Here is a 12,519-nt window from a genome sequence, read left to right as displayed (position 1 = left end):
GGCGGGGACGGTCAGAACAGCCGCTCCTGACCGGGCGCGGGCCGTCCCCGCCGGTTGCGCGGCCGGGCGCCGGGTGCGGGCGCCGCCTCGCCGAACAGGGGGGCGGTGCCGTACTCGTCGGGCTCGGCCGGGACGGTGGCCGGGCCGGTGCCCACGTTGAGGACCAGCGGGGCGTCCCGGTCGAAGTCGCCCGGGGTCATCGCCACCCAGTCACGGTCCTGCCGCTCTCCCACGCACCGACACCTCTCTCGCGCCGCCCGCCGCGACCACGCGACGCTACCAGCCCCGCGGGAGCTGTGTGATCACGGCTCCCGCCCGGCCTCCCTCCATCGTTCCCGGGCATCAGGCAACCGACGCATGATGATTGTTTCTGCGCTGTACAAGCCGCTTTCGATCATCTTCATGCATCACCTCTCTGGTTTCGAACCCTTGACAGGGCCTGGATCCGGTCGATTTACTCCCGGTCAACGCCGATGTCGTGTGATCGGCGGCAGAGGTACGCCCAGCCGGTAGCTGGCTTCGCGCCAGGAGCCCGGACTGAGTCGCCAGGACGGCCACGCGCGTCCGAGGCGGGGACGTACCCACCATCCTCCGGAGCTCGAACCATGAGCCGTACACAGACGCACACCCCCAGGAAGCCGGTACTGGCCGCGATCGGCGCCACCGCCGTCCTCGTCACCGCCGCCGCACTCGTCCCCGGCAGCACCCCGGCCGAGGCGGCGACCTACACCCCGCCGCCCGCGCACGCGGGCTTCGACTACCAGATCGGCGGCGCCTACACCCCGCCGGCCGGTGTCGAGGTGGTCAGTCGCGACCACACCGCCTCCCCCGCGCCGGGCCTGTACAACATCTGCTACGTCAACGCCTTCCAGGCCCAGCCCGGCGCCGAGCAGGACTGGGACGACGACCTGCTGCTGCGCGACGCCAACGGCGACGTCGTCTACGACACCGACTGGGGCGAGGCCTTCCTCGACATCCGCACCGCCGACAAGCGCGAGCGCATCGCCGAGAAGGTCGGCACCTGGATCGACGGCTGCGCCGACAAGGGCTTCCAGGCCGTGGAACCGGACAACTACGACAGCTACACCCGCGCGGGCGACCTGCTGGACGCCGCCGACGCGCAGGGCCTGATCAAGCTGCTGGCGGAGCGCGCGCACGCCGACGGGCTGGCCATCGGGCAGAAGAACACCGTCGAGCTGGCCCCGAACCGCGAGGCGAACGGGCTGGACTTCGCGGTCGCCGAGGAGTGCGGCGAGTGGGACGAATGCGGCGACTACACGGACGCGTTCGGCGACCGGGTGATCGTCATCGAGTACACCGCCAAGGGCCTGTCGAAGGCGTGCGCGGGCTTCGGCGACGAGCTGAGCATCGTCCGGCGCGACCTGGACGTGTCGCCGAAGGGCAGCAGCGGCTACGTCCGTGAGACCTGCTGACACCGCCCGACGGCCAGTTCAGTCCTTGGAGGTACAGATGGATGCGGTCCGACGTGCCGCGCGCCCCTCGCGCAGGGGTGTGCTGCGGGCCGGCGGGGGTGCCGCGCTCGCCGCGGTCGCGGGCACCGCGGTGACCGGCTGCGGCGCCGGGACGGACGACGGCGTCGCGGCCGACGGCACGGTCACCGTCGAGATGTGGCACGGCCAGGCGGACACGGCGAAGAAGGTCCTGGAAGGGCTCGTCGCCGACTTCGAACGGTCGCACCCGAAGATCAGGGTGAAGCTGGGCGGCGGCGTGCTGTCGGACGTCATGCTGCAGAAGGTGACGGCCGCCCTCGCCGCCGGTTCCTACCCCGACATCGCCTACATCTTCGGGTCGGACCTGGCCCGGGTGGCCCGCAGCCCGCAGGTCGTGGACCTCACCGACACGGCCGGGTCGGGACCCGTGCCGTGGAAGAACTACTGGGCGGCCTCCAGGGACGCCGTCACGCTCAACGGCAGGGTCAGGGCCGCCCCCGCGGTGCTCGACTCGCTCGCCGTGGTCTGCAACAGGAAGCTGTTCCGCGAGGCCGGTCTGCCCCTGCCGAAGCCCGGCTGGACGTGGCAGGACTTCGTCTCCTGTGCGCGCACCCTCACCGAGTCGGGCCGGGGCCGGTTCGGCACCGGCTGGCCGGGCACGGGCGACGAGGACACCGTGTGGCGTCTGTGGCCACTGATCTGGGACCTGGGCGGTGACGTCGTCGACGACGGCGGCAAGGGCATCGGCTTCGCCGACACCGGCGCCCGGGCGCTTCAGGTGGTGGCCGACCTGGCCCGGGACAAGAGCGTGTACGTCGACCCCAAACCCGGCAGCGAGCAGATGTACCAGGTGTTCCAGTCCGGCCGTATGGGCATGGTCGTCACCGGGCCGTGGCAGCTGCCCGACATCGAGACCGCCGGGGTCGACTACCACGTCGCTCCCCTGCCCTCCTTCAGCGGACGCCCGGTCACCATCTCGGGACCGGACACCTGGACGGTGTTCGACAACGGCGAGGCCCGGTCGCGGGCCGCCCGGACCTTCCTGACCTGGCTGGCCCGGCCCGAGCAGGACGTGCGCTGGGACATCGAGGCCGGCAGCCTCCCGCTCAGCCGCCGCACCGAGGCCCTGCCCGCCTGGCAGGACAAGGTCGCCCGCACCGAGGGCCTGAACGTGTTCACCACGGCGTTGGAGACGGCGCGGGTGCGTCCCGTCCACCCGGCGTACCCGGAGGTCTCGCAGGCGCTGGGACAGGCGATCGTCGCCGTGCTCCTGGGGCGCAGCACCCCCGAGAAGGCGCTGCGTGCCTGCGCCGACGAAGCCAACGCCGCCCTGTTCATTCCGCGTTGAGGAGCCACACCGCCATGCCGCGCCTCCCCCGCCCCATCACCGTCGAGGGCCCGCCGCCGGACCCACGGCCGCTGCGCCGCAAGCGCCGCCGCGAAACCGGCGCCGCCTGGGCGTTCGTCTCACCGGCGGTCCTGATCGTCCTCGGCCTGAGCATCGTCCCGGTCGTCTGGTCGCTGCTGCTGTCCTTCCAGGCCAGCGACCTGGTCACCCCCAGCCGCTGGGTCGGTCTGGACAACTACCGCGCCCTCGCCCAGGACCCGAACTTCAGCCAGGCGGTCCGCAACACCCTGCTCTACACGGTCCTGTACGTGCCGCTGAGCCTGCTGTTCGGCCTGGCCCTCGCCATGGTCCTGAACCGGCGCATCCGCTTCGTCGGCCTCTACCGCACCCTGATCTTCGTGCCGTTCGTGCTGTCGGCGACCGCGCAGGGCGTGCTGTTCTCGTTCATCCTGGACCCGGAGTTCGGCGCCGCCAACTCGGTGCTGCACCGCCTCGGCGTCTCGTCGCAGGGCTTCTTGTCCGACCCCTCCCAGGCCCTGCTCGTGCTGGTCGCGATCACCCTGTGGAGCGGCACCGGTTTCTGCGTCGTGGTCTACCTCGCCGCCCTCCAGGACGTGCCGCAGTCCCTGATCGAGGCGGCGCGCCTCGACGGCGCCGGGCGCCGCCATCTGCTGCGCCACGTCACGCTGCCCACCCTCACCCCGGTCACCGTCTTCCTGGTGCTGTGGCAGGCCATCCAGTCCCTCCAGGTCTTCGACCTCGTGTACGTCACCACCAAGGGCGGTCCGCTCGGCTCGACGACGGTGATCGTCTACTTCATCTGGGAGCAGGCCTTCAAGAACGCCACGGCCGGATACGGGGCCTCGGCCGCCTACGTCCTGGCCGTCGCCCTCGGCCTGGTGGCCGGGGCCGTCCGCATCGTCCGGCGTCGGGGACGCCACCGTCTCGAAGGGGCCCGATCATGACGGCGACCTCCGCCCGGCCCGACACCGCCGCCGGCGCCCACGGCCTCGCGAAGGTGTCCGCGGCCGAACGGCGCCGCCCGCGGCTCCCGTTCAGCCCCTGGCACCTGCTGCTCGCGCCGCTCGCCCTGGTCTTCGCCGTGCCGCTGGTCTGGCTGGTGCTCAGCTCGGTGATGAGCAACGCGGAGATCAACCGGTTCCCGCCGGCCCTGTGGCCGTCCGGCATCGACCTCGGCGGCTACCGCTACGTGCTGGGCAACGCGATGTTTCCCCGCTGGTTCGTCAACTCGCTGATCGTCTCCGCCGTCACGGTCGCCGCCAACCTAGTCTTCGGCTCGCTGGCCGGGTACGCCTTCGCCCGGATGCGGTTCGCGGGCTCCCGGGTGCTGATGGGGCTGATGCTGGCCACCATGGCGGTGCCGTTCCAGCTGACCATGATCCCGACGTTCCTGGTGATGAAGAAGCTGGGTCTCATCGACACCCTGGGCGCGCTGATCGTGCCGTCGCTGGTCACGCCGTTCGCGGTGTTCCTGCTGCGGCAGTTCTTCCTCTCGCTGCCCAGGGAGCTGGAGGAGGCCGCCTGGATCGACGGCTGCTCCCGGCTGCGGGTGCTGTGGCGGATCGTGCTGCCGCTGTCCCGTCCGGCGCTGGCCACGGTGGCCGTGCTCACCTTCCTGACCACGTGGAACGACCTGACCTGGCCGCTGATCGCCATCAACCACGACACGCAGTACACGCTGCAACTGGGCCTGACCACGTTCCAGGGGCAGCACCACACCCAGTGGGCGGCCGTGATGGCGGGCAACGTCATCACCGTGCTGCCCGTCCTGCTCGCCTTCCTCGGCGCGCAGAAGACCTTCATCCAGTCGATCACCTCCAGCGGACTCAAGGGCTGACCGCCCGCCCGTCGTCCGCACACCTGGGGCGAAACGTTCGCCCAGGTCACCCGCAACGGAAAGAACCCGCATGAGCACCGCCCACCCGACCGCACCCAAGATCACCTTCGTCGGAGCCGGCAGCGTCGTCTTCACCCAGGGTCTGCTCGCCGACCTCTTCGCCTTCGACGAGCTGAAGTCCGCGCACATCGCGCTGCACGACATCGACGCGGAGCGCCTGGCCACCGCGCGGGCCGCCGCCGAGTACATCGCCGCCGAACGCGGTGCCCGTCCGCGCGTCACCGCGCACGCCGACCGCCGCGAGGCGCTGGTCGGTGCGGACTTCGTCATCAACATCGTGCAGGTCGGCATGGGCGAGTCGACCCGTACCGACTTCGAGGTCCCGGCCCGGTACGGGCTGCGCCAGACCATCGGCGACACCCTCGGCGTGGGCGGCATCTTCCGCGCCCTGCGCACCTTCCCGCTGCTCAAGGCGCTCGGGCAGGACATCGCCGAGGTCTGCCCGGACGCCTGGCTGCTCAACTACACCAACCCGATGGCGATGAACGTCCAGTACCTCGCCGAGGCGACCGGCCTGACGCGGGTGGTGGGACTGTGCCACTCCGTGTACTGGACCGTCCAGGGCCTGTGCGAGCTGCTGAAGGTCCCGTACGAGGAGGTCACCTACCGGGCCGCGGGCGTCAACCACCAGGCGTGGGTGCTGCGCCTGGAGCACGGGGGCGAGGACCTCCACCCGCGCCTGGACGCCCTGATCGCCGAGGACCCGCAGCTGCGCCGCCGGGTCCGCATGGACATGTACCGGCGCCTCGGCCACTACCCGACGGAGACCAGCGAGCACTCCTCGGAGTACGTCCCCTGGTACCTGCACCACGACAGCGAGATCGACCGGCTGCGGCTGCCCGTCGGCGCCTATCTGGGCATCGTGGACGAGAACGTGGCCGAGTACGAGCGCACCCGCGACGCGCTGGCGTGCGGGGCGCCGCTCACGGTCGAGGGCACCATGGAGTACGCGCCGCAGATCATCCACAGCATGGTGACCGGCACGCCCCGCACGGTCTACGGCAACGTGCCGAACCACGGGCTGATCGAGAACCTGCCCGCCCGGGGCACCGTCGAGGTGCCGTGCCTGGTCGACTCCGCGGGCCTGCAGCCCACCCGCATCGGCGCGCTGCCCCCGCAGCTGGCGGCCCTCAACCGCGCCTACCTCAGCACCACCGACCTGGTGGTGCGGGCGGCGACGGAGGACGACCCGCGGCACATCAGGCACGCCGCGATGGCCGACCCGGCGACGGCGGCGACGCTCACCGTCGAGGAGATCTGGCGGCTGTGCGACGACATGGTCCGTGCGCACGGGGACCTGCTGCAGCCGGCACTGCGGGTCGCACTCGCCCCCTGAGCGGACCGTCTCCGGGACGCACTGGTGCGGCCCCGCGTACGGGGGAGAACGCGGGGCCGCACCTGCAAGCTAGCGGAGTAACCGGCCGCCTGCCAGACCCGGCGTCCGCCGACCGGCGGGAACCTTCCCCACCTGTCCGCCACCGGCGCCCGTCCACCACGGCCTTCACCGGGCGTGCTTCACCCGACCGGCGGACAGGAGCGTCGCGGGGAGCGGGGCGCGCCGCGGCGGCGTGCGCTGCGGGGCGGGCCGTACGGGGCCCACACTGAGGTCATGGGTTACCCCGATCCGCCGCCGACGGCGGTGTCACGGCGTTTTCCCGACGGGCCGGTGAGCGTGGCCGCGGCCCGTCGGTTCGTGCGTGCCGCGCTGGACGGGGACCCCACGGACCTGGTGGGAACGGCCCAGCTCCTGGTCAGCGAGCTGGTCACCAACGCGGTACTGCACGCGCGCACAGAGGTGGAGGTGAGCGTGGCACGCCTGGACGGCCGGGTGCGGGTACGGGTCGGGGACCGGCGGCCGAGCCGCGGACTCGTCCCGCAGCACTGCTCGCCGTACGCCGGTACGGGGCAAGGACTGGCGCTCGTGGAGCAGTTGGCCTCCCGGTTCGGGACCGACGGCGGTGACGCGGGCAAGGCGGTCTGGTTCGAGCTGTGGCACGACGGCCCCCCGCCGCCGTCGGCCGGGTGGGAGACCACCGTGCCGCCACGGCCCGCCGACCGGACGGTGACGCTCGTCGACATGCCCACCGCCCTGGAGTCCGCGTGCCGACAGCACCGGCACGCGGTGCTGCGCGAGCTGACCCTCGCCGCGTCCGCGGGAGACCCCCTCGGGGTGCCGCCCGAGGACCTCGTGGCGGCCAACGACGTCAACAACGTGATCAGCGCCGGTTTGGCGGCCACACCGACGGGACCGGCCCCCGAGTCCGGTCTGCGCACCCTGGCCCTCCCCCTGTCGGCCGCCGCCCTGCCGGCGGTGCGGGCGCTGCGCCGCGTACTCGGCCTGGCCGAGGCGCGGGCGCGGGAGGAACGGCTGCTCACGCTCCCGGCCCTGCCCCGCGGCCGCGCCTTCCAGGACTGGCTCTTCGACGAGATCGCCGGGCAGCTGACCGGGGGCCGGCCCACCGCGTGGACCGTGGTCCCCCGCGAGCCGGAGGTCAGCTCGTCCGAGCTGGTCCCGTGGGACGTGGGCCAGGTGCGCGCCAGCAGGATCCCGACCGTCGCAGCCGACGAGGGCAACCGGATCGTGGCGGCCAACGGGGCCGCGGCGGACCTGTTGGGCTGGGACCCGGACGACCTGGTGGGGCGCCGTCTCACCACCCTCGTCCCCGAGCACCTGCGCGGGCGGCACACGGCGGCGTTCACCTCGATGCTGCTCACCGGCCGCACCCGCATCGTGGGGCGCTCGGTGCCGCTTCCGGCGCTGCACCGGGACGGCCGGCTGATCCCGGTGCGGCTGTACATCCAGACGCAGGAGACGGCCGACGGCCGCACCGTCTTCGTCGCCCAGCTCGTCCCGCGGGCGACCACGTTCCTGGACGGTCCACGGACGCCCGGCAGGATCCGGGAGGCGGCCGTCGGGGAGCCCGACGGGGACCGGTCACCGGCCGTTCCGGAGGCCGGTGCCAGGGCGGCCGGTGCCCGGGGCGGCATGACGGCGCTGGACCGGCTCACCCTGCTGGCCGAACTCGCGGCGCAGCTCAACAACACCCTGGACCTGAACGAGGGGCTGCAGCACGCCGGCCGGCTGCTGACACGGCGGCTGGCCGACTGGTGCGTGGTGGACCTGTTCACCGCCGACGACCGGGTGGACCGGGTCTGCGTCGTCCACCGGGACCCGCGGGCCCTGCGCCCGGGGGCGTACGAGGGGACGCTCTCGGAGGTCTCCGAGGAGTCGCGGGGCCCGCTGGCCCGGGTGCTGCGCGGCGCCGGACCGCTCCTGCTGACCGACGCGCCCCGGCCGGGCCAGACCGAGAGCGCGCTGGACCGGGCGTACGTCGACCTGTTCCGGGAGTTGGGCGCCGGCAGCGCCGTCGTCGCTCCGCTGCGGGCCCGCCGCAGGATCTTCGGCGCTCTGACCCTGGCCCGCGCGTCCGGCGGACCGCCGTTCGCGCAGGAGGACCTCACGCTGGTCGACGACCTGGTGCACGGTCTCGCGCTGGGGGTGGACAACGCCCGGCTGTACCAGGACACCCGCTCCATCGCCGAACGGCTCCAGCGTTCGCTGCTGCCGGTGCTGCCGGAGGTCGAGGGCCTGCGGCTGACCGCCCGTTACGCCGCCTCCTCGACCACCGCGCAGGTCGGCGGGGACTGGTACGACAGCTTCGTGCTGCCCGGCGGGAACACCGCGCTGGTCATCGGCGACGTCACGGGGCACGACCTCGACGCGGCCATCGCGATGAGCCAGCTGCGCAGCATGCTCCGCGGTATCGCGGTGGACCGCGAGGAGCCGCCCGCGGAGGTGCTGCGCCGACTGGACCTGGCGAACCACAGTCTCCATCGGGAGGCGACCGGCACCTGCGTCTACGGCCTGATCAAGGGGCCTCCCGAGGGCCCCTGGGAGCTGACGCACTCCTCCGCGGGGCATCCGCCGCCGCTGCTCACCACCCGGGACGGCCGGACCCGTTACCTGGACGGCGGCGCCGGTCTGCTGCTCGGCATGGACCCCCACGCGGCCCGTGGCACGGCCCGTGACGCGCTGCCGGCCCACTCGACGCTCCTGCTGTACACCGACGGCCTCGTCGAGCGCCGCGACAAGCCCCTCGACGAGGCCCTGGACCGGCTGCGCCGGCACGCCGCCGACCTGGCCCGCGAGCCCCTCGACACGTTCTGCGACGAGCTGTTGATCGGTCTGGGGGCGGACAACGCGGACGACATCGCGGTCCTCGCCGTCCGCCCCTCGCCGCCCACGGCCGCGCGGCCCAGGCGGCCCGGGCGGCCATAGGGGTGACGGCCGGGCGGATCGTCGGCCGTGCGCCCCGTGGGGCCGACGGGCGCCGCGGGCCGTGCCCGTTCGGGCAGCACCTTCTGCCTCGACGGCTCCTGACGGCGGCACAGGGGTGGCGATAGCGTCCCCTCGTGAGCATCACGTCCCGGCGAGCGGCCAGATGAACGACGAGCGGCTGACCGTGGCGCAGACGGCCGACGGCACGGACGACCCCCGGTCGGCCGGGAACGGGCCGCAACCACCAGGACCGCCGGACCAGCCGGACCCGTCGGGCCGGCCGGAGCAACCGGAGCAGCCCCGGAGGCGCAAGCGCCGCGGACCGGGGCCCTTCACCCTGTTGCTGCTGCCGGGGCTCCTGACCGTCACCGGTGTGGCCACCTTCCTCGCGCTGGGCGGCCTGCCCGACCCGTGGCCCGACGACGCCGACGCGAACGCGTCCGCCGGGGCCGACATCGATCCCTCCTACGTCCCGTGGCTGCGCAAGGCCGCCTCGGCCTGCTCCGTGCTGGAGCCGTCCGTGCTCGCCGCCCAGATCGACCAGCTCTCGGGCTGGAGCGACGACTCGGACGAACTCTCCGGCCAGAAGGGCATCGCCGCCTTCACCGACAGCGAGTGGCGGACCTGGGGCAAGGACGACGACGGAAACGGGAAGTCCTCGCCCCGCGATCCGGCGGACGCCATCATGGCGCTGGGCCGGCGGGACTGCTCGCTGGCGAAGAAGGTCACCGAGCTGCGCACCGAGGGCCGGGTCAACGGCGACCTCGTGGAGCTGACCCTGGCCGCGTACGCCGCGGGCCCGGACGCCGTGACCGAGGCGGGGCGGGTACCCGCGGGGGCGAAGACCTACCTCGACGAGGTCCAGGCCCTGCTGCCGCGTTACGAGGCGCTCGACCGGGAGGACTCCGGCGGCGGCGCGGGCGGGCCCGCGGGCGCCCTGCTGACCGCGCCGGTGAGCCCGCTCACCATCACCTCGCCCTTCGGGTCGCGGGAGCACCCGCTGACCGGGGTGACCAAGCTGCACACCGGCGTGGACTTCGCCGCCCCGCAGGGCGCGCAGGTCGCGGCGGCACGGCGGGGCCGCGTCGTGTTCGCCGCGCTCACCAGTGCCTACGGCAACCGCATCGTGATCGACCACGGGACCATCCAGGGCAAGCGAGTGGAGACGACCTACAGCCACCTCTCCTCCCTGGGCGTGGCCGTGGGCCAGACCGTGGAGGCCGGGGCCCCGATCGGACGGGTCGGCTCCACCGGTCTGTCCACCGGCCCCCACCTGCACTTCGAGGTCATCCTCGACGGGTACTACACCGATCCGCGCCCCTGGTTGACCGCGTAGGGGTTTGATCCGGCGGATCGTGCCGATGACCTCAACATGACCCAGTCGAAGCGCGAGACAGAGCGAAAGTACGAACCCCCCTCCGGCGGCGCCGCCGGACTGCCCGACCTCACCGGCGCCGGGCCCGTCGCCTCGGTCACCACGGCCGGGCCCGAGGAACTCGACGCTGTGTACCACGACACCGAGGATCTGCGGCTCGCCCGCTCCTCGGTCACGCTGCGCCGCCGTACGGGCGGTCCGGACGCGGGCTGGCACCTGAAGCTGCCCCTGGCCGGCGACACCCGGGAGGAGGTGTGGGCCGCACTGTCGGACGACGTGCCCGAGTCGCTGCGCGAGCTGGCCCTGTCCCGCACCCGGGGCGCCGAGCTGCGTCCGGTCGTACGCATCCGGTCCACCCGGACCGTGCGTCGGCTGCGCGACGCGGACGGGACGGTGCTCGCCGAGCTGAGCCTCGACGAGGTGCGCGCGGACGCGGCGGCGTCCGGCGGTGGCCGCGCCGAGTGGAGCGAGCTGGAGGTGGAACTCGCGGAGGGTGTGCACGCCGGGCTGCTGGACGTCGTCGAGAAGAAGCTCCGTAAGAAGGGGATCGTGCGCGCCGACTCCCCCTCCAAGCTCGCCCGGGCGCTGCGGGAGACGGGGGTGGAGGCGGGGGCGGAACAGGAGCGCCCGGCGGTGGTGGCCGGGTCCGCCGGCGCCTACGTGCTCGCGTACGTGAGCGAGCAGGTCGGCAAGCTGGTGTCGCTGGACCCGGCGGTCCGCGGAGACCTGCCCGACGCGGTGCACCAGATGCGGGTCACGTGCCGACGGCTGCGCGGTTGCCTGCGCTCGTACCGGTCGGTGCTCGACCGGCGGGCCACCGATCCGCTCCGCGCGGAACTGCGCTGGCTGTCGGGTGAGTTGGGAGCGGCACGCGACCAGGAGGTGCTGGGCGAGCGGATCGGCGCCGCGGTGACGCGGCTGCCGGACGAACTCGTGCTGGGTCCCGTCGCCGCCCGGCTGCGCGTCTGGGAGGTGTCCCACGGCGGCGAGGTGCGCTCCCGTACCCGGGAGGCGCTGGCCACGCCCCGCTACCTGCGTCTGCTGGATGCGCTGGACTCCCTGGTCCGGCAGCCGCCCCTGCGCGCCAAGGCCGCGGGAAAACCCGCCCGCACGATGGCCCGGGCCGTGCTCAAGGAGTACGGCCGTCTCGCCGGACGGATGGAACGCGCGATGGCGCAGCCGGCCGGCCGGTCACGGGAGTCGGGTCTGCACGAGGCGCGCAAGGCGGCCAAGAAGCTCCGCTACGCGGCCGAGGTCGCGCGCCCCGCACTGGGCAAGCCGGTCGCCCGGCTCGGCAAGCGCGCCAAGGCGGTGCAGCGACTGCTCGGCGAGCACCAGGACGCCGTGGTCGCGCAGGAGACGTTGCGGGAGTTGGCGGTGGCCGCGCACGGGGCGGGTGAGTCGGCGTTCACCTGGGGACTGCTGTACGGCCTCGAACGGGCAGGGGCCGACGCCCGGCAGCGGGAGCTGCCCGAGGTGTGGCGGGCCGCGTCGGACCCCGCGCTGCGGGCGGCGCTCGAACACTGAAGGGAGCCGGATCACGGGTGGGCCGGCCGCTTCGTGCGCCGCGCGAGACGGTCCGCTCTCACGCCGCCCGCGCCCGCTCCGGCAGTACGCGCAGCGGCGCCGCGGGGGCGCGGGTGGCGCTGACCCGGTAGGTGATCCGGTCCGGGTCGGCGATCGGCTCGCCGAGCACTATCCGGCCCGCGGCGTGCAGCGCGTCGCACTCGGCAGTCGGCAGCGCGGCGTAGCAGCCGCCCCGGCCGGTGGCGGAGTCCAGGGGGCGCCAGTAGCTGTATCTGCGCCGCCCGTCCGCGCGCACGGTGACGAAGACGGGTGTGCGCGCGTCGGTGACGATGCGCAGGACGTCGGTCCCGGCGGCACCGGTCCGGGCGGTGTGCCCGGCACCACGGAGGTCGGCGGTCTGCGGACGGACGGCGGCGGTGAGCGGCATCGGCGGTGGCCTTTCCAGGTCAGTGACTCGAGAACGCCTACCCGGTCCGGCCGGAGTTGATCTCGATGAACCGCATTCTTCAGCACGGCACTGACAACTCCTGTCCGGAGTCTTGCCGGATCACGGGCTCACCACTTAAATCACACCTTGAACTAAGCTGCCGCACCAGGCGGTTGTCCGGTCCTGTCCGCATC

The 12,519-nt window shown here is 73.3% G+C and carries 10 protein-coding genes; 8 read left to right on the top strand and 2 right to left on the bottom strand.

Going from position 1 to position 12,519, the window contains the following annotated elements:
* Nucleotides 1–11: 11 nt before the first annotated feature.
* On the bottom strand, nucleotides 12–233 hold the full coding sequence (locus ACGH52_RS36315; protein ID WP_059296596.1) for a hypothetical protein: 222 nt from the start codon (nucleotides 231–233) through the stop codon (nucleotides 12–14).
* Nucleotides 234–605: 372 nt separating this feature from the next.
* Between ACGH52_RS36315 and ACGH52_RS36310 the strand changes: the two genes are divergently transcribed.
* The 8 genes from ACGH52_RS36310 (at nucleotide 606) to ACGH52_RS36275 (ending at nucleotide 11,898) form a co-directional block, all read left to right on the top strand.
* Nucleotides 606–1,433, top strand: a complete 828-nt coding sequence (locus ACGH52_RS36310) for an endo alpha-1,4 polygalactosaminidase (protein WP_399945677.1) — start codon at nucleotides 606–608, stop codon at nucleotides 1,431–1,433.
* A 37-nt stretch (nucleotides 1,434–1,470) separates the two neighbouring features.
* The gene (locus tag ACGH52_RS36305; RefSeq protein WP_399945674.1) at nucleotides 1,471–2,799 is read left to right on the top strand and encodes an ABC transporter substrate-binding protein; all 1,329 of its coding nucleotides are present in this window, start codon (nucleotides 1,471–1,473) and stop codon (nucleotides 2,797–2,799) included.
* A gap of 14 nt (nucleotides 2,800–2,813) precedes the next feature.
* A complete protein-coding gene (locus tag ACGH52_RS36300) occupies nucleotides 2,814–3,764 on the top strand; it encodes a carbohydrate ABC transporter permease (RefSeq protein WP_059296599.1) in 951 nt (316 codons plus the stop codon).
* Nucleotides 3,761–4,657: a carbohydrate ABC transporter permease gene (locus ACGH52_RS36295; RefSeq protein WP_399945671.1), complete on the top strand. Its 897-nt coding sequence runs from the start codon at nucleotides 3,761–3,763 to the stop codon at nucleotides 4,655–4,657. The genes ACGH52_RS36300 and ACGH52_RS36295 overlap by 4 nt, the downstream gene beginning before the upstream one ends.
* Before the next feature lie 70 nt (nucleotides 4,658–4,727).
* Nucleotides 4,728–6,053, top strand: coding sequence for an alpha-glucosidase/alpha-galactosidase (locus tag ACGH52_RS36290; protein ID WP_399945668.1), 1,326 nt, complete (start codon nucleotides 4,728–4,730; stop codon nucleotides 6,051–6,053).
* 273 nt (nucleotides 6,054–6,326) lie between these two features.
* Complete coding sequence (locus tag ACGH52_RS36285; RefSeq protein WP_399945665.1) at nucleotides 6,327–8,996, top strand: SpoIIE family protein phosphatase; 2,670 nt, start codon at nucleotides 6,327–6,329, stop codon at nucleotides 8,994–8,996.
* 163 nt (nucleotides 8,997–9,159) lie between these two features.
* Entirely contained in the window at nucleotides 9,160–10,332 is a 1,173-nt protein-coding gene (locus ACGH52_RS36280) for a M23 family metallopeptidase (RefSeq protein WP_399945662.1), read from the top strand.
* 36 nt (nucleotides 10,333–10,368) lie between these two features.
* The gene (locus ACGH52_RS36275) at nucleotides 10,369–11,898 is read left to right on the top strand and encodes a CYTH and CHAD domain-containing protein (RefSeq protein WP_121703172.1); all 1,530 of its coding nucleotides are present in this window, start codon (nucleotides 10,369–10,371) and stop codon (nucleotides 11,896–11,898) included.
* A 58-nt stretch (nucleotides 11,899–11,956) separates the two neighbouring features.
* Here ACGH52_RS36275 and ACGH52_RS36270 read toward each other — a convergent pair whose 3' ends face one another.
* Nucleotides 11,957–12,325 carry a hypothetical protein gene (locus ACGH52_RS36270; RefSeq protein ID WP_399945659.1) on the bottom strand — a complete coding sequence of 123 codons (369 nt, stop codon included), beginning with the start codon at nucleotides 12,323–12,325 and terminating at the stop codon, nucleotides 11,957–11,959.
* Between the last annotated feature and the right edge of the window lie 194 nt (nucleotides 12,326–12,519).

This window comes from Streptomyces sp. BBFR25 (assembly GCF_044590125.1).
GTDB classification, from domain to species: domain Bacteria; phylum Actinomycetota; class Actinomycetes; order Streptomycetales; family Streptomycetaceae; genus Streptomyces; species Streptomyces canus_D.
This window is presented reverse-complemented; position numbering and strand designations above follow the sequence as displayed.

What these genes read in the sequence shown, in the direction of transcription:
- ACGH52_RS36280 (WP_399945662.1), top strand. Translation starts at nt 9,160, where the DNA reads ATGAACGACGAGCGGCTGACCGTGGCGCAGACGGCCGACGGCACGGAC.
- ACGH52_RS36290 (WP_399945668.1), top strand. Translation starts at nt 4,728, where the DNA reads ATGAGCACCGCCCACCCGACCGCACCCAAGATCACCTTCGTCGGAGCC.
- ACGH52_RS36295 (WP_399945671.1), top strand. Translation starts at nt 3,761, where the DNA reads ATGACGGCGACCTCCGCCCGGCCCGACACCGCCGCCGGCGCCCACGGC.
- ACGH52_RS36305 (WP_399945674.1), top strand. Translation starts at nt 1,471, where the DNA reads ATGGATGCGGTCCGACGTGCCGCGCGCCCCTCGCGCAGGGGTGTGCTG.
- ACGH52_RS36285 (WP_399945665.1), top strand. Translation starts at nt 6,327, where the DNA reads ATGGGTTACCCCGATCCGCCGCCGACGGCGGTGTCACGGCGTTTTCCC.
- ACGH52_RS36310 (WP_399945677.1), top strand. Translation starts at nt 606, where the DNA reads ATGAGCCGTACACAGACGCACACCCCCAGGAAGCCGGTACTGGCCGCG.
- ACGH52_RS36300 (WP_059296599.1), top strand. Translation starts at nt 2,814, where the DNA reads ATGCCGCGCCTCCCCCGCCCCATCACCGTCGAGGGCCCGCCGCCGGAC.
- ACGH52_RS36270 (WP_399945659.1), bottom strand. Translation starts at nt 12,325, where the DNA reads ATGCCGCTCACCGCCGCCGTCCGTCCGCAGACCGCCGACCTCCGTGGT.
- ACGH52_RS36275 (WP_121703172.1), top strand. Translation starts at nt 10,369, where the DNA reads ATGACCCAGTCGAAGCGCGAGACAGAGCGAAAGTACGAACCCCCCTCC.